Here is a 17995-nt window from a genome sequence, read left to right as displayed (position 1 = left end):
ACAAAAAGAAGCGATCCGGATAGCTCGGATCGCTTCTTTTTCATTTATACAACTGTTTCACCAAGTTTAATGCCTGTAGAAGAAGGTTTGGTAGCAAGACTTTCGTAGAGCGGGAATTTTTCTGCCAATTGTGCAGCAATCCTGATTTCCTGCCCTTTTTTTACTGCGATGAACAGGGATGGCCCTGCTCCGCTGATTGCCGATCCATAAACGCCCAACTCACGGCAGCTCCTTTGGATCGCATCAAATTCAGGGAACCTGTCTTTGCGGTAGGGTTCGTGAAATAAATCTTTCTGCATCATTCGCCCTGCTGTGTCCCAGTCCCCTTTTGCTAAAGCCGCTGCCATAACATTTCCAGCTGCACTGCCGCGTATGGAGGTTTTATACGCCAAAACTTCCGGCAGCAAATTCCGGGATTCCACTGTCAGAAACTCGGTCGGTGGAACAAGAATGACCACTCCGATCTCCACTTCCGATACATGGACGATCTCCAAATCTTCTTCATCAAAATAGGAGATTGTCAAACCGCCAAGCAGGGAAGCAGAAATGTTGTCGGGATGGCCTTCCATCTCTGTGCCGATTCTCAGCTTTTCCTTCATAGATAGCTTTAACCCGATCAGCCGGTCTGCAATTTCAATGCCCGCAGCGATTGCTGATGCACTGCTGCCAAGGCCACGGCTCAAAGGAATTTCTGTCTCCACCACCAATTTCGCGCTGGGCAGCGTACGCTCGTATTTGTCTGCAACGGCTTGCGCAGTGGCGACAATCAGATTGTCCTTGCCGCTGGCAATTTGCTGATAGCCGGAATCTTTGTACTCGACCAGCCAATCAGCAGCAGGCGATGCGTGAACAAACATATGGAGATCCAATGCCAGACCGATGGAATCAAATCCAGGACCGAGATTGGCCGTTGAAGCGGGCACAGTCACTGAAAACTCTTTCCAGCTCATATCTTCACTCCTTTTTTTAAATCCTCCCAGAAACGTTCCATGTCTTCCGGAACAAGAAGCGCTTTATGCTGATTGACTGAAATCGCTGTTTCAGGATCTTTTAAACCATTGCCTGTCAGTACAGCAACCACTTTCGACCCTTTTTCGAGCATGCCGCTTTCCACCTGTTTTTTGATTCCTGCAATGGAAGCGCACGATGCAGGTTCAGCGAATATGCCTTCGGTTGATGCCAGCAGCTGATATGCTTCCAGAATTTCTTCGTCTGTTGCCGCTAAAATGGTGCCGTTTGATTCGTCGAGGGCGTTAAGCGCAAGCTGCCAGCTTGCCGGATTGCCGATGCGGATGGCAGTTGCTACTGTTTCCGGATTTTCTACGACTTTATTGTTGACGATTGGTGCTGCCCCGGCGGCCTGGACACCTAAAAGTGTCGGACGTTTTTCGCCAGAGCGTTCTGCATATTCCGTGAAGCCTTTCCAAGACGCAGAGATGTTGCCGGCGTTGCCGACTGGCAATGCGAAGATGTCCGGTACTTGGCCAAGCTGGTCAATTACTTCAAAAGCGATGGTTTTTTGTCCTTCCAGACGATACGGATTGACGGAATTGACGAGCGCAATGCCCGCTTCCTGGCCTACCTCACGCACTATTTGCAGTGCTTCATCAAAGTTTCCTTTAATTTCGAGGATTTCCGCTCCGTACATTTTTGCCTGAGCCAGTTTCCCAAGCGCAATGCGCCCTTCAGGAATGACAACGATAGTCCGCATGCCGGCTCTTGCACCATAGGCAGCTGCTGAAGCAGATGTATTGCCAGTTGAAGCGCATATCAATACCGTTTTGCCTTCTTCTTTGGCTTTTGCAACAGCCATCACCATGCCACGGTCTTTAAACGAACCGGTCGGATTTGCTCCTTCCAGTTTTACGTAAAGGTCAATTCCCCATTTATTTGACAAACTCTCCAAATGCACCAGTGGCGTATTGCCTTCCTGCAATGTTAGTGAAGGCGTATTTTCTGTAACCGGAAGCCACTCTTTATGTTCTTCGATCAGTCCTTGCCATCTCATGCGGTTTCCTCTCCTTCTATGCGGTAATGGCTAATGACGCTAGCCGTACCTTCCAAATCATTTAATACATCTAAATGCTGCTGGCGTGAAATTTGGTGAGTCAGCAGCACCAATTCGGCTTTGTCATCATCTGCTGCCGGTGACTGCATCACCGATTGGATACTTGCCGCGTGCTTGCTGTAAATGGAAGTCATTTTTGATAAGACACCGACTTCGTCATTCACCAGCAGGCGATGGCAATATTTCGCAAACCGTTTCGACTCCGGTTTTATGACTCGCTCATGCTGTGCAGCATGTGCTCGTTTACCGTTAACGCCCAGCTGCAAGTTGCGGCAAGCAGCGATAATATCGGAAACCACTGAAGTCGCAGTCGGCAATGAACCGGCCCCAGGACCATACAACATCGTCTCGCCTACAGCATCACCATATATGTATACTGCATTGAATTCATTGTTAACAGAAGCTAGCGGATGCGAATTTGCCAGGAAGATCGGTTCTACCGAAACTTCGATTCCATCTTCATCTTTAGTTGAAGAACCGACCATTTTCATGGTATAACCAAACTTATTCGCAAGCTCCAAATCGCCATCGCGAATTTCTTTCATGCCTCTGACCAGCACATCATCCAGGTGAACTTCTGTCGAAAATGCCAGAGAAGACAAAATGACCATTTTCCGCGCTGCATCAATGCCATCGACATCTGCAGACGGATCTGCTTCGGCGTAGCCCAGTTCAGTGGCTTCAGCCAACGCAGCTTCATAAGTCATGTTTTCTTTTTTCATTTTTGTCAAAATGAAATTTGTCGTGCCGTTGACAATCCCCATCAAACTGGAGATCCGGTCAGAAGCCAAGCCATCTTCAAGCGTACGAATAATTGGCACGCCCCCGGCAACACTTGCTTCATAGAAAAGGTCGCACTTTTCAGCATCTGCCAATTTCAACAATTCGTGGCCATATTCCGCCATGACATCTTTATTGGCAGTAACGACCTGTTTGCCCGCTTTTAGCGCTTTTTCGATAGCAGATTTGGCTCCGTCCATGCCGCCCATCACTTCAACTATGATATCGAGAGAAGAATCATTCAATATTTCTTCTATATCCGTCGTGAATACACTCGGATCTAAACTGGAGAGCCGGTCTTTTTTTGCATCTCTGACCAACACTTTCCCGATTGAAACCTGGGCACCTAATTTATGATGCAAATCCTGCTGATGCTGCTGGATGATTTTAGCAACTCCGCTGCCCACCGTTCCAAGGCCTAATAATCCGATTGAAATTTCATTTTTCATTGACGATTCCTCCCATGGTGTGTACACTGTGAAAAAACAGTTGTTTTTGTCATAGGGACATTATAGTATTATATCTTAGTTAAAACAACCCTTTTACAGACTATTAAAAAAGATGGGACTTGATTGGATGAAAGTGAGCAAATTTGGAGGTACTTCAGTAGCTAGTGCACAACAGATAAAAAAAGTCGCTGCAATCGTGAAAGCAGAGCCTTCCCGCAAGATTGTCGTCGTCTCTGCTCCAGGCAAAAGATTCGATGGTGACGTAAAAGTGACAGATTTGCTGATCCAATTATCAGCAGCAGCACTTCGTGATGAACCGACCGAAGCTGCTCTTGCCAAAGTTGTGGGACGATATTCGGAAATTGCGGATGAGCTGGAGCTTGGCAATGATATCAAAAAGATCATCGAAACAGACCTCATAAACCGTCTTCAATCGGATAAAAGTTCTCCCCCTCTTTTTGCTGATCTGATTAAAGCGAGCGGCGAAGACAACTCTGCAAAATTGATTGCCGCTTACTTGACATCCATCGGCCTCATTGCCGAATACGTCAACCCGTTCGACGCTGGTTTGTTCGTCAATGGATTGCCAGAGCGGGCTCAAGCTCTTCCTGAAGCCTACGATCTTCTGGCCGACCTGCGGCATAAAAAAACAATTACCGTCTTCCCTGGATTTTTTGGTTATACAAAAGAAGGCGTACTGCGGACATTCGAACGCGGCGGATCAGATATTACCGGTTCAATTCTTGCAGCTGCAGTCAAGGCGGAGCTCTACGAAAACTTTACTGACGTTGACTGTGTTTTCGCAGCGAACCCGCGTGTCGTTGAAAATCCGGTCGAAATCGAACAGATGACATATCGCGAAATGCGCGAACTGTCGTATGCCGGATTTGCCGTGCTTCATGACGAAGCCTTAATGCCTGTTTTTAAAGCAGCTGTTCCTTTATGTATCCGCAACACCAATAATCCGTCCGCTCCGGGTACAATGATTGTCGCAGAGCGTGACCATTCGCTGCGACCGGTGACAGGAATTTCAGCCGATAGCGGCTTCTCGACATTATATGTCAGCAAATACCTCATGAACCGTGAAATCGGTTTTGGGCGCAAACTTCTGCAAATACTGGAAGATGAAGAAATTTCCTATGAACATATCCCGTCAGGCATCGATAATCTGTCTGTTATTCTGCGCAGCCACCAATTGACGGCTGTCAAAGAGCAGCGCATCGTAGAACGTGTAAAATCGGAACTGCAAGCGGACGATGTTCACATTCGCAATGATTTCTCAATGATTGTATTGGTTGGAGAAGGCATGAATAATTCAAAAGGCCTCACTGCCAGAGCAGCAAATGCGTTCGCCAGAACCGGCGTTAACATTGAAATGATCAATCAAGGTTCTTCTGAAGTAAGTTTGGTTTTTGGCATTTTAAAAGAAGATGAGCAAAAAATATTAAATGAATTGTACAAAGAATTTTTTGAACCGGCTATGGTCCATTAATCTGCACTCCCATCTCCAGCTCTTGAGCCTACCAGCTCAGGAGCTTTTTTAAATGCCTCTATACCATTATCTGAAAATTGTGATATTATGGAATTATTCTGAAAGGGGGAAAATTGATGACTGGTATTATCAAGCCAAATCCAAAGCTTTACGTAATGGACAATGGCACATTAAGTATGGATAAGAATTACATGATTTCAATGCACAACCCGGCAAGTATACAAAACCCGAATCCGCCGGGAGAGATGGTGACATTTCCCGTCTACACAGTATTGATCGACCATCCGGAAGGCAAAATTTTGTTCGACACGGCCTGCAATCCAAATTCCATGGGTGCAGAAGGCCGTTGGGGCCAAGTGACCCAATCCCTGTTTCCAATTGACATGCCAGAGGAATGCTATTTGCATCACCGGTTAGAGGAACTGAACGTCCGGCCAGAAGACATCAAATACGTAGTGGCTTCCCATTTGCATCTGGATCATGCCGGCTGCCTTGAGCTGTTCACCAATGCGACAATCATCGTCCATGAAGATGAATTGAATGGCGCCTTGCAAACTTATGCCCGGAACACCAAAGAAGGGGCTTATATTTGGGGAGACATTGATGCATGGATCAAAAATAATCTGCAATGGCAAACCGTCAAACGGACCGAAGATGGGCTTCAGCTTGCCGAAGGCATCAAAATCCTGAACTTTGGCAGCGGCCATGCGTGGGGAATGCTCGGACTGCAAATTCAACTTCCGGAAACCGGGGGGATTATACTTGCCTCTGACGCCATTTACACAGCAGAGAGCTTTGGGCCGCCAATCAAACCGCCAGGCATTTTATATGATTCCGTTGGCTATACTTCAGCTGTCGAAAAAATCCGCAGAATCTCAAAAGAAACCAATTCCGATGTCTGGTTTGGTCATGATGCCGATCAGTTTAAGACATTCCGCAAATCGACTGAAGGCTATTACGAGTAATTAATAAAAGCAGGAGTTTCATAACTCAAAAAGCCCTTCGCCAGGGACTGGCAAAGGGCTTTTACGGGTTCTATGTCCACTTTTCGATAACCGGCCCTTCGGTGCCGAAAACGGGATCGTTTTTTGGCAAAGGCGTGTTTTGGATATCTTCCAAAACATAGGGGCGTTCTCCCGGTTCACCGGTCTTTAAGTTATAGGAGACACCGCCTGGATAAGCGCCGACAATTTTAAAATCTTTGCTGGCTTCCAGTTTCTTGTGTCCTGTCCCTGCCGGCAGCAGCACAACATCACCTGCTGCCACGGCCAACTCTTTCCCCTGCTCTCCGCCAATCTGCAAAGTCGCAGAGCCGCTCTGTACACCCAGCACTTCGTGCGTGTTGCTGTGGTAGTGGTGGTATTCGAAAACACCGCCAGTCCAGCTGTTTGTCCAGTCATGACTGTTGAAGACCGTTTCAATTTCTTGCGGATTTTCTTTAAAAGCAGCTGGATAGACTATCACTTCAAGTGAAGGGTTATTTGGAATCGCTCCATCATCTTCAAACCGGTAAAACTGTGAATTTTCCATGCCGTTCAACTCCTTGTCGTTTAAGGAACTTTACCCGCATGATCATAGATTAAATCACAAATATAAATTGAGCTGAGTAAAACTGGCCACTGCACTACGCTTCGGCCGCTTTGGGAAGAGTTTTCGCAAGAAGCGATTCCACATCTTCACACTGCATTAAAAAGATGTAGAGCAGGCCAACAGAGACTCTAAACAATCCATTAATCAGTTAAGCTATGAACAAACTTCTCCAATCGATCCATACCTTCTTCAAGTACGGGCATGCTGTAGGCATAAGATATCCGTACAAACCCTTCTCCGTATACAGTGAATGCCGAGCCTGGCACTGCAGCCACGCCCCCTTCTTTCAATAAACGCACAGCAAATTCATAGGAAGTCATGCCGAACTTTTCAATTGAAGGAAAAATATAAAATGCGCCTTTGGGCAGTACGACATCAATGCCCATTGCGGTTAAGCGGCTGTAGACAAAATCTCTCCGCTGAACATATTCTTTATTCATTTCAGCGGGAATGTGGCGCTGATTCTTCATCGCTTCGAGTGCTGCAAATTGACCCGGTACAGAAGCGCAGATGGCATTATACTGATGAACCTTCAAGACGTGCTTCATATACATTTCCGGCCCCAGAACAAAACCAATTCTCCAGCCTGTCATCGAATGTGATTTCGACAAGCCATGGACTAAGAATGTGCGGTCGCGCAATTTTTCAAAGCGTGCAAAAGTAGAATGTTTTTCGCCGTATGAATTTTCACTGTAAATTTCATCGGTAATAATAAAAACTTCATGTTTCTCAAGTACTGCTGCAACTTGTTCGAGTTGAGCAGACTCCATTGTGACACCCGTCGGATTGGATGGGAAGTTCATCAAAACCGCTTTTGTGCGGTCGGTGATCAAGCTTTCCAGGCGCTGTGGATCTGGCTGAAAGCCGGTATCCGAAGTATCCAGATAAACCACTTTCCCGCCGCACAAGTTGATGATCGGCTCGTACCCTGGATAAGCGGGTGCAGGCAAAATGACTTCATCGCCTTCTTCCAGAATAGCCCGGAAAAGAGAATCCAATCCTTCACTTGCCCCATTGGTGACAATGATTTCCGTTTTGGAATTGTAGTCCAATCCATACGAATCGCGGAAAAATGATGCGATTTCCGCCCGCAGCTCCAATAATCCTGCATTATGTGTATAACTGGTCTGGTTGTTTTTGATTGCCTCGATTGCTGCTAGTTTGACAGCCTCGGGTGTAGGAAAATCGGGCTGCCCGATTGTTAAGTTAATGGCATCCGGAAAATCGATCAATTGATTGGCAAACTGGCGTATGCCTGAAATCTCAATGGACTCGATCCGGCTATTAATTGAAATGCTCATGAGTGACAACCTTTCTCTAATTATAAATCTTCGCTATTCATAAAGTCCTGGCAGCCATAGGGAGAGAGCCGGAATAAATGTGATGATCAGCAGACAAATAACCATCGACAGCAGGAACGGCAAAACCGCATAGGCGATTCGCTCAAAGCGGACACCGCCGACACTTGAAGCCACAAAGAGGTTAACCCCTAATGGCGGAGTAACAAAACCGATTGCCAGGTTGGCCACAAGGATAACGCCAAAATGGATCGGATCGACGCCTACAGTCACGACAATCGGCAACAGAATCGGAGTCAGGACAACCAATGCCGAAATAGTATCAATGAACATGCCAACTACAAGCAGCAGTAAATTGATTGCCAGTAGAATAACCAGTGGATTAGTCGATAAAGCCGTCAAGTAATCGGAGATTTCACCTGGAATCTGTTCGATGGTCATAAAGTACGCAAAGGACACTGACAAACCGATGATGATCATTGTGGTGGCATTGATGACGATTGCCTGTCTGAAGCTTTCATATAGCCCCTGCCAGGATAATTCCTTATAAACGAATTTGCCAATAATTATAGCATACACCACTGCTACAACGGCTGCTTCTGTCGGAGAAAAAATACCACCATAAATTCCGCCGAGAATAATGACTGGGATCAGCAGAGCCCATTTCGCATCCCAGAAGGTCTTCAGCACATCTTTGAATTCAAATGACGCCGCTTCTCCAGGTTCTGGCTTATATCCGCGCTTTCTGGAAATAATGTAAGCTGTAATCAATAGTCCGCCTCCGATGATCAACCCCGGAATGATCCCCGCAAGGAACATGCTGCCGACTGACACCCCTCCGATAACGCCATAAAGCACAAATGGAATACTCGGTGGAATAATAACACCGATAGATCCGGCAGAAGCTGCGACTGCTGAAGCAAAACCGCCATCATAATTCCGGGCAATCATCGCCGGAATCATGAAACCGCCGATAGCTGCGACAGTTGCCGGGCCTGAGCCTGAAATTGCCGCAAAAAACATACAGGCCACAATCGTCACCATACCCAAACCGCCGGTCATCCAACCAACCAAAGCAGAGGCGAACGCCAGCAGCCGTTTGGAAACACCGCCTTTGCCCATGAGGATCCCGGCAAGCATGAAGAACGGAATTGCCAGCAAAGGGAAAGAATCGAGTGAAGTAAACGCTTTTTGAGTGATGATGCTCAGAGGCAAAGTCGTGCCGAAATAGATGGCTGTCAAAGCAGAGACGCCCAGCGCAATCGCAATCGGAACGCCAATCAATAAACAAATAAATAAAGTGCCGAATAATAGAGCTATTGTCATACCGGAAGGTCCCCTCCCTTATGCATCTCGTAATCGCCTTTCCAGATTTTAAACAGCTGCTGAATCAGCCTGATGCACATTCCGATCCCGCCCAATGGAATGGCTAAAAATGGAATCCACATCGGCAGCTGCATCGCTGGAGTAACCTGCCCATTGGAAATGCTGCTCAATACTAGATCTGTTCCAAAATAAGCCAAGAACAAAGCCATCGTGAACCAAATTGCCAGCGTAATCGTTTCCAAAATTTTTCTCGGCAATCCTTTAAATCGGGTAATGAATGCTTCCACGCGTATATGTTCACGTAATTTCACGGCATAGCTGGCACCTATCCATACCTGAAAAATATGGATATAGCGCGCCATTTCTTCTGTCCAGCTTGGTGCATCAGAAAAAACATAGCGTCCAACGACCTGGCCAAAGATCAAAACTACCATGACTACTAATGTCAGAACCAGAAAGATTTCTTCTGCTTTTTCAAACTTCTTGATCATCATGCCACTTCCTTTCACAAAAAAACTTCATTAGAATTAGTTTCATTCCTACTAATTGCTAAAGCCGAATAAAATGAAAAATCAAGGAATTTCTCCCTTGATTCTTCAACTGGTTTTTAAATTATTCTTCGTTTGCTGCCAAGGCTTGATCGATAACATCTTTGCCGATCACATCCTCGTATTCTGTATAAACAGATTCGGCCGCTTCGCGGAATTGATCGCGCTGTTCATCCGTCAAATCGTTGATCTGCATGCCTTCTGCTTCCAGCTGCTCAAGGAATTCAGCATCTTGCTGCTGAGCCATTTCACGTTGCTCCGTGCGGAATTCTTCGGAAGCTTCTGTGATAATGCCTTGAAGGTCTTCCGGAAGGCCGTTATAGAAATCGTTGTTCACTAATAACGCAGTTGCTGCGTATACATGTCCCGTCAATGTCAGATAATCCTGTACTTCATAGAATTTATTGGTGTAATAAAGAGAAATCGGACAATCCATCGCATCATAAGTGCCTTGTTGAAGTGCGGTGTAAAGCTCTCCAAATGCGAACGGAGAAGCATTTGCGCCAAAAGCATTAAAAGTGTCCGTATGCAAAGGGCTTTCCAATGTACGCATCTTTAGCCCTTCCATATCTTCCGGTGATTCAATAGGCCCTTCATTGTTGGAAACATGGCGGAAGCCATTTTCACCAAAAACGAGACCTTTCATACCGTTGTTCTCAAGGTCAGCCAATAGCTCCTGGCCAAGTTCACCGTCCAGCGCCCGGTATGCTGCTTCATTGTTGTTAAACAGGAAAGGCAAATCAAACACTTGGAACTTTTCGTTAAATGACGCCATTGCCGCTACAGCTGGAATCGTCATCTCAACATTTCCAAGCTGAACCGCTTCAATCGCTTCACGGTCAGATCCATATAACTGGCCGTTCGGATAGAGCTCAACTGTTAAGCGGCCATCCGATTCAGCTTCAAGTTTTTCCTTAAAAGCTACTGCCGCAACATGGGAAGATTGCTCTTCCGGCACTAAATGGGCCAAACGGATTGTGAAGGTTTCTTCGCTGCTTTCACCGCCTTCAGAAGTCGTCGTCCCACTATCCGGTCTGCCGCAGGCAGAAAGAATAAACAATCCAATAAGAAATAGTCCGAGTAGTTTTTTCATAGTTCCTCCTGTGTGATGTATTTCAGCAGCCGGCTTTCAATATTGTCCAAATGGATGGCCAACTGCTGCTTGGCTTTGATCAAATTTCCCTCTTCAATTGCATGGAGAATGGCAAGATGTTCTTCATACGCTTTTTTTGCGCTGTCAGCAGCTGTATCCGAAAGCAGCAAAAATGCTCTGCTGCCGCCGCTGTTAATGCCTTTTATCATTTCTTTCAAACGGTTGTTAGTGTGGTTTTGATAAAGGAAAGAATGAAATTCCTGGTCCAAATCCATAAACTCCACAACCCTCTTTGCCTCTACAGCGAGCAATTGGCGATTTACATTTTCCTTAATTCGCTGCATGACAGGCTGTTGATCTGCTTTCGACAGATTTTCAAGCCCGTGGATTTCCAATAGCCTGCGAAGCTCCATAATCTCGATGACGTCTTGATAAGTAAAAGCTGCAACTACCGCAGGCTTTGGTTTTCTTAACTCGATAAGCGCATCAACAGCCAGTCTTTTTAGTGCTTCTCTTAAGGGAGTGCGGCTGATGCCAAGTTCCAGGGCCAGCTTTTCTTCAGGCAATTCCTGTCCCGGTTTCAGCTTTCCGGTAATAATCATTTTCTTAATGTATTCATATGCTTGATCCGCCAATGTGGCTTGTTTTACGATTTTCTCCATAATTCCTCCTCTCTACATACTTAATGGATACAGTGTATACTGTATACAGAAAGTATAGAATAGACAGATTCGTTTGTATAGTTAAAATTATAATTTTCTAATAATTTATCATGCAAACTCTTTAAGCCGAACTAATAATCTTTAGCAGCTACTATTTCTCAAAACAGGGGCGTTGTGTTTAAAATAATTCGGAATTTTAAGGTATGCACCAGCAGGATTTTTTTATCTGCAACATCCTTTCCTATATGATTATTCCGGACACCCAGCAGATCTTTTCCCTACTTACCTAACTGAAAATTCCATATTAAAAAACCAAGAATGGCTTCTTGGTTTTTTGTTTCCTTATTCATTTGCTGCCAGCGCGCGGTCGATCAGCTCTTTGCCGATTTGGCTTTCGTATTTGTCATAAACAGATTGTGCGGCCTGGCGAAATTCATCGCGCTGTTCAGCCGTCAGATCGTTGACTTGCATCCCTTCAGCTTTTAGCTGTTCTAAAAATTCAACGTCCTGCTGCTGAGCAAGTTGGCGCTGCTCATCCCGGAATTCCTCAGAAGCTTCCGTGACCAATTCTTGAAGGTCGGTGGGCAGGCTGTTATAAAAGTCGTTGTTAGCCAAAACGATTGCTGCTGCATAAACATGGCCAGTCAAGGTCAAATAATCCTGGACTTCATAAAATTTATTTGTGTAGTAAAGGGAAATCGGACATTCCATTGCATCATATGTTCCCTGTTGAAGAGCAGTATAAAGCTCTCCAAAAGCAAACGGTGAGGCGTTTGCGCCGAATGCTTTGAACGTATCTGTATGGAGCGGATTTTCTAAGGTCCGCAATTTCAAGCCGTCCATGTCTTCCGGTGATTCGATCGGCTTCTCATTATTGGAGACGTGGCGGAAGCCATTTTCGCCAAATGCCAGACCTTTCAAATCATTTTGCTCTAAACTGTCCAACAATTCCTGTCCCAAGTCTCCATCCAATGCGCTATAGGCCGCTTCGTAGTCATTAAAAAGAAATGGCAGATCGAAAACTAAAAATTTTTCATTGAATGAGGCTAACGGAGCTACTGCCGGAATGGTCATTTCCAAGTTACCCAGTTGCACTGCTTCAATCGCTTCACGGTCAGAGCCGTATAATTGGCCATTGGGATAGAGTTCAACTATTAATCGCCCATCGGATTCTTCTTCCAGTTTTTCTTTGAATTTTACTGATTGGATATGTGCGGAATGCTCTTCCGGCACCAGATAGGCCATTCGGATGGTGTAAGTTTCTTCCCCTTCACCTTGCTCTGTTGAGGTGGATTGATCATCGGGCCGTCCGCAGGCTGCCAGCAGAATCAAAAGAATCAATATAAATGCGATAGTTTTTTTCATAGTCCCTCCCTGTTTGATTTTTTAGTTTCTTTACCCCCATTTGAATTTATGTTAAACCTGCACAGAGATGCAGAAATTTTTCAGCACGTACATTTTATTTAAAGGAGCCTGTTTACATGACAAAAGACTGGATTACCCAACTACAAAATACTTTAAAAGCAGATCAATGCTCAACGAGCGCCAGTGAATTATATCGGCATAGCCACGATGAATCCGACCATGCACCTGTGGAACCGGAAATCGTCTGCTTTCCGGAGTCGACAGAAGACGTAAAAGCTATCATGCATATCGCTCGTGAAGCTTCCGTAGCCATTACGCCATTCGGTGTTGGTTCAGGTCTCGAAGGCCAAGTAATTCCTTTGAATGCCGGCATTTCAATCAACTTTGAACGCATGAACCGGATAGTGAAGTTTTCACCAGAGGATTTATTGGTTACAGTCCAGCCGGGTATTACGCGCCTGCAATTAAATCACATCATTAACCGGCACGGCCTTCAATTCCCGATTGATCCCGGCGCAGATGCATCAATCGGTGGCATGGCAGCCACCAATGCCAGCGGCACGACCGCAGTCCGCTACGGGGTCATGCGCGATCAAATTGTCGATTTGGAAGTCGTATTGGCCGATGGCACCTTGCTGCATACCGGTACAAAAGCCAAAAAATCGTCTTCCGGCTATCATTTGACCGGATTGTTCACAGGATCAGAAGGCACGCTTGGCGTCATAACAGAAATCACGTTAAAACTTCATGGAATTCCGGAACACACCATCGCAGCCAGCTGCACATTTGAAACTCCGCACCAATGTGCAGAAGCGGCGCACACAATCCTTTTGAGCGGCATCCCAGTCCAGCGAATGGAATTTGTGGATGCATACAGCATCGCGAAAGTCAACGTCTATGGAAATTATGGACTGCCCGAGAAGCATTCGCTGTTCTTTGAGTTTGCTGGCATGAAAGGCGCAGCTGAAGAAGAAGCTGCCATGGCTAAGGAACTGCTGACTGACTTGGATTGTGAAAACTGGCGGGTTGCGGCCGATTCAGAAGAACGCGCATTGATTTGGAAAGCCCGCCACGAAATGGCCTACGCTTACCGTCATCAGGCCGGAATGACGATTACTGGCGGCGACGTTTGCGTCCCCATCTCAAAGCTGCCCGAATTAATTGATTATGCACGGGAGCTAATTGCTGAAAGTGGACTAGAAGGCGGCGTTTTGGGACATATTGGCGATGGCAACTTCCATACTTCGATTGCCTATGATGCCAAAGATCCGTCCCAGCAGCTAGCCGCTGAAGAAATCAATGAACAGCTTGCCTACCGCGCAATCGAATTGGAAGGCACTTGTACGGGTGAACACGGCGTCGGCCTTGGCAAGATGAAGTATCAAAATGCTGAACATGGTGCAGCCGTTGCTGTCATGAAAAATATGAAACGGATGCTTGACCCCAATAACCTGCTCAATCCCGGAAAAATTTTTCCATAAAAAGACCAGCTGGAAGGATTCCAGCTGGTTTTTTTGTATGATGAATGCAATCAAAAGCCTAGCCGTTCTCTGACGCTTGCTGCATAATTTTGGCTGACCGGCAAAATCGAGCCGTCTCTTAGCGTCAACTGGTAATTTGAAGCGATGTCTCGGGATATTTCTTCTATATAATTGATATTGACGATATAGGAACGATGAATCGGCAAAAAACTGTCCGGCAATTGATGCTTCAGGTTTTTCAAGGTATGAATGGAACAATAGGTTTCATTGTCCGTGTAGAACCAGGTTTTCTTCTGGCTGCTTTCGATATGGGAAACTCTATCCACCGGAACGGGCCGCCATGTTTCATCAAGCTTACCAGTCAGAAATCGGATTGGCTGTTTTTTGCGGACAAGGTAATCCGGCGGAAGGATGATCACTAATACCCCTCCTTTATCGCCAAGCCTCATGGGATATCCAATACCGTAATAAGCTGTTCCCAAAATCGACTCTTCGACAAACATTTCAATCCGGTGCCCTTCCTTTTTGGCGCGTGCAGCAATGCTGCCGGGAAGCACCGGCTGGCCTTCCTGAATCTGCAGATCATGGACACCCGCTTTATAGTAGATGTAGCGGTCCTCCACAGCAATAGCAATTGACGCTTCTTTTGGAATCCAGTCCCCAATGATAAAACCCATTTGCTCCAGCACATTGTTTTCCATGCCCCAATTCCCCTTCCAGATGTATTTATCACCAAATAATCGCTCCTATCGCTGAATATTCCTTTCCATCCTCTTTGCAAGACAGTTTGCCCTTTCTGTTATATATTAATATACAACAAATAAAACTGTATTAATACAGTTGTAAAAAGTTTTTTTAGAAAGGGATGATTCGTTTGTTAACGAAATCGACTGTAACCATAAAAGGTGAAGAAATACTGGGAATGGAATCCATACTTACTCCCGAGGCGCTGGACTTTATTGAAAAACTGCATACGACTTTCGATAAGCGGCGTGTCAAGCTTCTTGAAAAACGCCAAACGCGCCAAAAAGAAATCGATGGTGGAAAAAAACTGGATTTCCTGCCTGAAACCAAACATATCCGAAACAACGATTGGACCATCGCCCCTCTCCCGGAAGATATGAAAGACCGCCGAGTTGAAATCACCGGACCTACCAATCGAAAAATGCTGATCAACGCATTAAATTCCGGCGCCAAAATGTTCATGGCAGACCTGGAAGACGCGACCGCCCCTAATTGGTTTAACGTAATCGACGGACAAATCAATTTACGTGACGCGGTTCGCCGCCAAATTGATTTTGAAGCGCCCGAAACCGGAAAGAAATACGCATTGAATGAAAAAACTGCCGTACTGATGGTGCGTCCTCGTGGATGGCACTTGATGGAAAAGAATATCCATATTAACGGTCAGCCGATTTCCGGCAGCCTTGTCGATTTCGGCTTATACTTTTTCCACAATGCACAAGAATTGATGGACCGCGGCACCGGCCCTTATTTCTATCTTCCCAAGATGGAAAGCCATTTAGAGGCCCGCCTGTGGAACGACGTTTTCATCTTTGCACAGGATGAACTGGAGATTCCGCAAGGCACAATCCGCGCAACGGTATTGATCGAAACCATTCTCGCCGCATTTGAAATGGATGAAATCCTGTACGAACTGCGTGACCATTCTGCCGGACTGAACTGTGGACGATGGGATTACATCTTTAGTGTCATCAAGCGGATGCGCAATCTGCCCGAGTATATTTTTCCGGACCGCTCACAAGTAACGATGACCGTCCCGTTCATGCGGGCATATACCCAGCTGTGCATCAAGACCTGCCATCGGCGCAATGCACCGGCTCTTGGCGGCATGGCTGCCCAGATTCCAGTCAAAGGAAACGACGAAGCAAATGCTGCGGCATTCCAAAAAGTTGCGGAAGACAAACGCCGCGAAGCGATGGACGGCCACGACGGAACATGGGTGGCGCACCCTGGCATGGTCGCAATAGCAATGGAGCAGTTTGATGAACATATGCCGGCGCCGAACCAAATTGATAAAAAGCGCGAGGATGTCCAAGTGACTGCCGAACAATTGGTGGCAGTGCCAACGGGTACGATTACCGAAGAAGGCCTCCGCTCCAATATTTCAGTCGGCATCCAGTATATTGCTTCCTGGCTGTCTGGCAATGGTGCCGCTCCAATCAATAACCTGATGGAAGACGCGGCTACTGCTGAAATTTCCCGCTCTCAAGTGTGGCAATGGATCCGCCATCCGAAAGGCATTCTGGAAGATGGCCGGAACATTGATGTTTCTTTGTTCCATGAAGTCATCGCAGAAGAAACAGCCAAAATCCAACAGGCGGTCGGCGAAGCAAACTATTCGTCTGGAAATTACGTGGAAGCCCGCGAGTTGTTTACAAACCTTACCTTGCAAAGTGATTTTGCTGAATTCCTGACACTGCCTGGGTATGAAATACTAAACTAAGCGATTGGAGAGGATTATGATGAAACTCACACAGCCTTATGAAACTCGCTCAAAAAAGGAATGCCGGGAATGCGGATGCGAAATTAAGGAACAGCGCGAATCGATCATTTATGAATGCGAACGCTGCATGGGGAATAAAGAAGAATAATATTGAGTAGAGGGCGATCCGTTAGCGGGTCGTCCTCTTTTTTGGGAGAAGGTTTAAATAAATTATATCTATTCATATCAAAACCGCCCAAACAGGATCCGGGCGGCTGCTTTTATTGCTGATCCGATGATTCAAATCGGTAGCGGGTATCTTCTTCGAGTTTATTGAAAACCTCTATATAGCGGGTACCGCCCTGTGCCGTTTCAGTGGGTGCTTCATCTCCATCAAGGATTTCGGCAAGTGGACGTGCATCAGGCTCAATGATCACCGAATCGAAATCTTCCATCAACCCTTGAAGCTCGCTATAGTTTTCAATATCTTTGTCCTTTTTTACTTCCTGAAACAACCGGTCCGACTCTTCCTGTGTCAATTCGACATATCCAACTGTAATGCGCTGCTTTTCCATTGTAAAACCTCCTGGGGCTTAATTATTCATTTCTGTTTCTATACCCTTCAGTAGAAATCACATAAACCTGCAGCTGCCATTCGCTGGAAGCGGACTCCAATTTCCGTTATGATGGTTGCAGCAGAAAAATTTGAGAAACCGGAGTTGATCGCCTTGCGCGTAGCCATATTTGATTTTGATGGAACCTTGTATTCAAAAGAAACTTTCCAGCTGATGATGGATCACTTAAAGAACCATCCTGAACACAGCAGACGCTACCGCCAGTTTTACCGTGCCATCATGCCGCCATATATCGGCCATAAGCTGAAAATCTATCCGGAACGGAAAATGCGCGAACGCTCTGTCCAGGCATACTTATCTGCGCTCGAAACTTTTTCGCAGACAGAGCTCGAGCAGTATTTCGGTGAAATCGCCGACCGGATGCACGGCGACATGAATCCGAATGTCGTCGAACGGCTAAAAAATCATGTGGCCAACAACGACTACGTCATGCTCGTGTCCGGAGCTTTCACCCCGCTTCTTCACGCAGTCACAAAGCAGTTGCCGATCAAAACCATCATTGGGACCGAAATTCTTTATAAAAATGAAATCCTGGATCACCGGACACCTATTTCACATATCCAGGGACCCTTGAAAACAATAAAAATCAAAGAAGCACTCCAAGGGCAAGACATCGACTGGGCCAACAGCTATGCGTATGGCGACAGCCACTCTGATTTGCCTGTACTTGAACTCGTGGGGAACCCGGTGGCAGTTCAACCAGAACCCCGACTGCGGACCGTCGCTACAGAGCGTAATTGGGAAATTATTTAGAAGGTTAGT

The 17995-nt window shown here is 46.1% G+C and carries 18 protein-coding genes; 6 read left to right on the top strand and 12 right to left on the bottom strand.

Annotation, left to right across the window (positions count from 1 at the left end):
• Positions 1-44 precede the first annotated feature (44 nt).
• The 3 genes from thrB to QOZ98_RS08925 are packed head-to-tail and all read right to left on the bottom strand — an operon-like array spanning position 45 to position 3297.
• Entirely contained in the window at positions 45-950 is a 906-nt protein-coding gene (gene thrB, locus QOZ98_RS08935; protein WP_308787134.1) for a homoserine kinase, read from the bottom strand.
• A complete protein-coding gene (gene thrC / locus QOZ98_RS08930; protein ID WP_308787133.1) occupies positions 947-2008 on the bottom strand; it encodes a threonine synthase in 1062 nt (353 codons plus the stop codon). Before thrC ends, thrB begins: the two co-directional genes overlap by 4 nt.
• Complete coding sequence (locus QOZ98_RS08925; RefSeq protein ID WP_308787132.1) at positions 2005-3297, bottom strand: homoserine dehydrogenase; 1293 nt, start codon at positions 3295-3297, stop codon at positions 2005-2007. The genes thrC and QOZ98_RS08925 overlap by 4 nt, the downstream gene beginning before the upstream one ends.
• Before the next feature lie 127 nt (positions 3298-3424).
• Between QOZ98_RS08925 and QOZ98_RS08920 the strand changes: the two genes are divergently transcribed.
• Both QOZ98_RS08920 and ahlS read left to right on the top strand, forming a co-directional pair.
• Positions 3425-4789: an aspartate kinase gene (locus QOZ98_RS08920; RefSeq protein ID WP_308787131.1), complete on the top strand. Its 1365-nt coding sequence runs from the start codon at positions 3425-3427 to the stop codon at positions 4787-4789.
• 116 nt (positions 4790-4905) lie between these two features.
• Positions 4906-5754: an AhlS family quorum-quenching N-acyl homoserine lactonase gene (ahlS, locus tag QOZ98_RS08915; RefSeq protein ID WP_308787130.1), complete on the top strand. Its 849-nt coding sequence runs from the start codon at positions 4906-4908 to the stop codon at positions 5752-5754.
• 70 nt (positions 5755-5824) lie between these two features.
• On the opposite strand, the gene QOZ98_RS08910 is transcribed toward ahlS, so the two are convergent.
• The 7 genes from QOZ98_RS08910 to QOZ98_RS08880 all read right to left on the bottom strand — a co-directional run bounded on the left by QOZ98_RS08910 (position 5825) and on the right by QOZ98_RS08880 (position 12671).
• Positions 5825-6319, bottom strand: a complete 495-nt coding sequence (locus QOZ98_RS08910; RefSeq protein ID WP_308787129.1) for a cupin domain-containing protein — start codon at positions 6317-6319, stop codon at positions 5825-5827.
• A gap of 200 nt (positions 6320-6519) precedes the next feature.
• Entirely contained in the window at positions 6520-7680 is a 1161-nt protein-coding gene (locus tag QOZ98_RS08905; RefSeq protein WP_308787128.1) for an aminotransferase class I/II-fold pyridoxal phosphate-dependent enzyme, read from the bottom strand.
• Positions 7681-7713: 33 nt separating this feature from the next.
• Positions 7714-9003 (bottom strand): TRAP transporter large permease, encoded by a 1290-nt coding sequence (locus QOZ98_RS08900; RefSeq protein ID WP_142826045.1) that lies wholly within the window; start codon positions 9001-9003, stop codon positions 7714-7716.
• A complete protein-coding gene (locus QOZ98_RS08895) occupies positions 9000-9494 on the bottom strand; it encodes a TRAP transporter small permease (RefSeq protein WP_308787127.1) in 495 nt (164 codons plus the stop codon). Before QOZ98_RS08895 ends, QOZ98_RS08900 begins: the two co-directional genes overlap by 4 nt.
• Before the next feature lie 121 nt (positions 9495-9615).
• The gene (locus QOZ98_RS08890) at positions 9616-10644 is read right to left on the bottom strand and encodes a TRAP transporter substrate-binding protein (RefSeq protein ID WP_308787126.1); all 1029 of its coding nucleotides are present in this window, start codon (positions 10642-10644) and stop codon (positions 9616-9618) included.
• Entirely contained in the window at positions 10641-11306 is a 666-nt protein-coding gene (locus QOZ98_RS08885) for a GntR family transcriptional regulator (RefSeq protein WP_308787125.1), read from the bottom strand. The genes QOZ98_RS08890 and QOZ98_RS08885 overlap by 4 nt, the downstream gene beginning before the upstream one ends.
• A gap of 342 nt (positions 11307-11648) precedes the next feature.
• Positions 11649-12671, bottom strand: coding sequence for a TRAP transporter substrate-binding protein (locus QOZ98_RS08880; RefSeq protein ID WP_308787124.1), 1023 nt, complete (start codon positions 12669-12671; stop codon positions 11649-11651).
• 116 nt (positions 12672-12787) lie between these two features.
• On the opposite strand from QOZ98_RS08880, the gene QOZ98_RS08875 reads away from it, so the two are divergent.
• Positions 12788-14152, top strand: a complete 1365-nt coding sequence (locus QOZ98_RS08875) for an FAD-binding oxidoreductase (RefSeq protein WP_308787123.1) — start codon at positions 12788-12790, stop codon at positions 14150-14152.
• Between the two features lie 50 nt (positions 14153-14202).
• On the opposite strand, the gene QOZ98_RS08870 is transcribed toward QOZ98_RS08875, so the two are convergent.
• Complete coding sequence (locus QOZ98_RS08870) at positions 14203-14853, bottom strand: LytTR family DNA-binding domain-containing protein (protein ID WP_308787122.1); 651 nt, start codon at positions 14851-14853, stop codon at positions 14203-14205.
• Between the two features lie 164 nt (positions 14854-15017).
• Between QOZ98_RS08870 and aceB the strand changes: the two genes are divergently transcribed.
• Both aceB and QOZ98_RS08860 read left to right on the top strand, forming a co-directional pair.
• Positions 15018-16619 carry a malate synthase A gene (gene aceB, locus QOZ98_RS08865; protein ID WP_308787121.1) on the top strand — a complete coding sequence of 534 codons (1602 nt, stop codon included), beginning with the start codon at positions 15018-15020 and terminating at the stop codon, positions 16617-16619.
• 16 nt (positions 16620-16635) lie between these two features.
• Positions 16636-16767, top strand: coding sequence for a YhfH family protein (locus QOZ98_RS08860; protein ID WP_407676703.1), 132 nt, complete (start codon positions 16636-16638; stop codon positions 16765-16767).
• A 112-nt stretch (positions 16768-16879) separates the two neighbouring features.
• Here the strand turns inward: QOZ98_RS08860 and QOZ98_RS08855 are convergent, their stop codons facing one another.
• Positions 16880-17173, bottom strand: coding sequence for a hypothetical protein (locus tag QOZ98_RS08855; RefSeq protein ID WP_308787120.1), 294 nt, complete (start codon positions 17171-17173; stop codon positions 16880-16882).
• Positions 17174-17281: 108 nt separating this feature from the next.
• Between QOZ98_RS08855 and QOZ98_RS08850 the strand changes: the two genes are divergently transcribed.
• Positions 17282-17986: an HAD family hydrolase gene (locus QOZ98_RS08850; RefSeq protein WP_308787119.1), complete on the top strand. Its 705-nt coding sequence runs from the start codon at positions 17282-17284 to the stop codon at positions 17984-17986.
• Positions 17987-17995: the final 9 nt, after the last annotated feature.

The organism is Planomicrobium stackebrandtii (assembly GCF_030814955.1).
Lineage (GTDB): Bacteria > Bacillota > Bacilli > Bacillales_A > Planococcaceae > Planococcus > Planococcus stackebrandtii.
Note: the sequence above shows the minus strand (reverse complement) of the source record. Positions and strands in the feature narration are given on the sequence as shown.

Coding starts and splice junctions, on each gene's coding strand:
- QOZ98_RS08880 (WP_308787124.1), bottom strand. CDS start 12,671: ATGAAAAAAACTATCGCATTTATATTGATTCTTTTGATTCTGCTGGCA.
- QOZ98_RS08890 (WP_308787126.1), bottom strand. CDS start 10,644: ATGAAAAAACTACTCGGACTATTTCTTATTGGATTGTTTATTCTTTCT.
- ahlS (WP_308787130.1), top strand. CDS start 4,906: ATGACTGGTATTATCAAGCCAAATCCAAAGCTTTACGTAATGGACAAT.
- QOZ98_RS08850 (WP_308787119.1), top strand. CDS start 17,282: ATGATGGTTGCAGCAGAAAAATTTGAGAAACCGGAGTTGATCGCCTTG.
- QOZ98_RS08910 (WP_308787129.1), bottom strand. CDS start 6,319: ATGGAAAATTCACAGTTTTACCGGTTTGAAGATGATGGAGCGATTCCA.
- aceB (WP_308787121.1), top strand. CDS start 15,018: ATGATTCGTTTGTTAACGAAATCGACTGTAACCATAAAAGGTGAAGAA.
- QOZ98_RS08885 (WP_308787125.1), bottom strand. CDS start 11,306: ATGGAGAAAATCGTAAAACAAGCCACATTGGCGGATCAAGCATATGAA.
- QOZ98_RS08925 (WP_308787132.1), bottom strand. CDS start 3,297: ATGAAAAATGAAATTTCAATCGGATTATTAGGCCTTGGAACGGTGGGC.
- QOZ98_RS08855 (WP_308787120.1), bottom strand. CDS start 17,173: ATGGAAAAGCAGCGCATTACAGTTGGATATGTCGAATTGACACAGGAA.
- QOZ98_RS08905 (WP_308787128.1), bottom strand. CDS start 7,680: ATGAGCATTTCAATTAATAGCCGGATCGAGTCCATTGAGATTTCAGGC.
- QOZ98_RS08860 (WP_407676703.1), top strand. CDS start 16,636: ATGATGAAACTCACACAGCCTTATGAAACTCGCTCAAAAAAGGAATGC.
- thrB (WP_308787134.1), bottom strand. CDS start 950: ATGAGCTGGAAAGAGTTTTCAGTGACTGTGCCCGCTTCAACGGCCAAT.
- QOZ98_RS08900 (WP_142826045.1), bottom strand. CDS start 9,003: ATGACAATAGCTCTATTATTCGGCACTTTATTTATTTGTTTATTGATT.
- thrC (WP_308787133.1), bottom strand. CDS start 2,008: ATGAGATGGCAAGGACTGATCGAAGAACATAAAGAGTGGCTTCCGGTT.
- QOZ98_RS08920 (WP_308787131.1), top strand. CDS start 3,425: ATGAAAGTGAGCAAATTTGGAGGTACTTCAGTAGCTAGTGCACAACAG.
- QOZ98_RS08875 (WP_308787123.1), top strand. CDS start 12,788: ATGACAAAAGACTGGATTACCCAACTACAAAATACTTTAAAAGCAGAT.
- QOZ98_RS08895 (WP_308787127.1), bottom strand. CDS start 9,494: ATGATCAAGAAGTTTGAAAAAGCAGAAGAAATCTTTCTGGTTCTGACA.
- QOZ98_RS08870 (WP_308787122.1), bottom strand. CDS start 14,853: ATGGAAAACAATGTGCTGGAGCAAATGGGTTTTATCATTGGGGACTGG.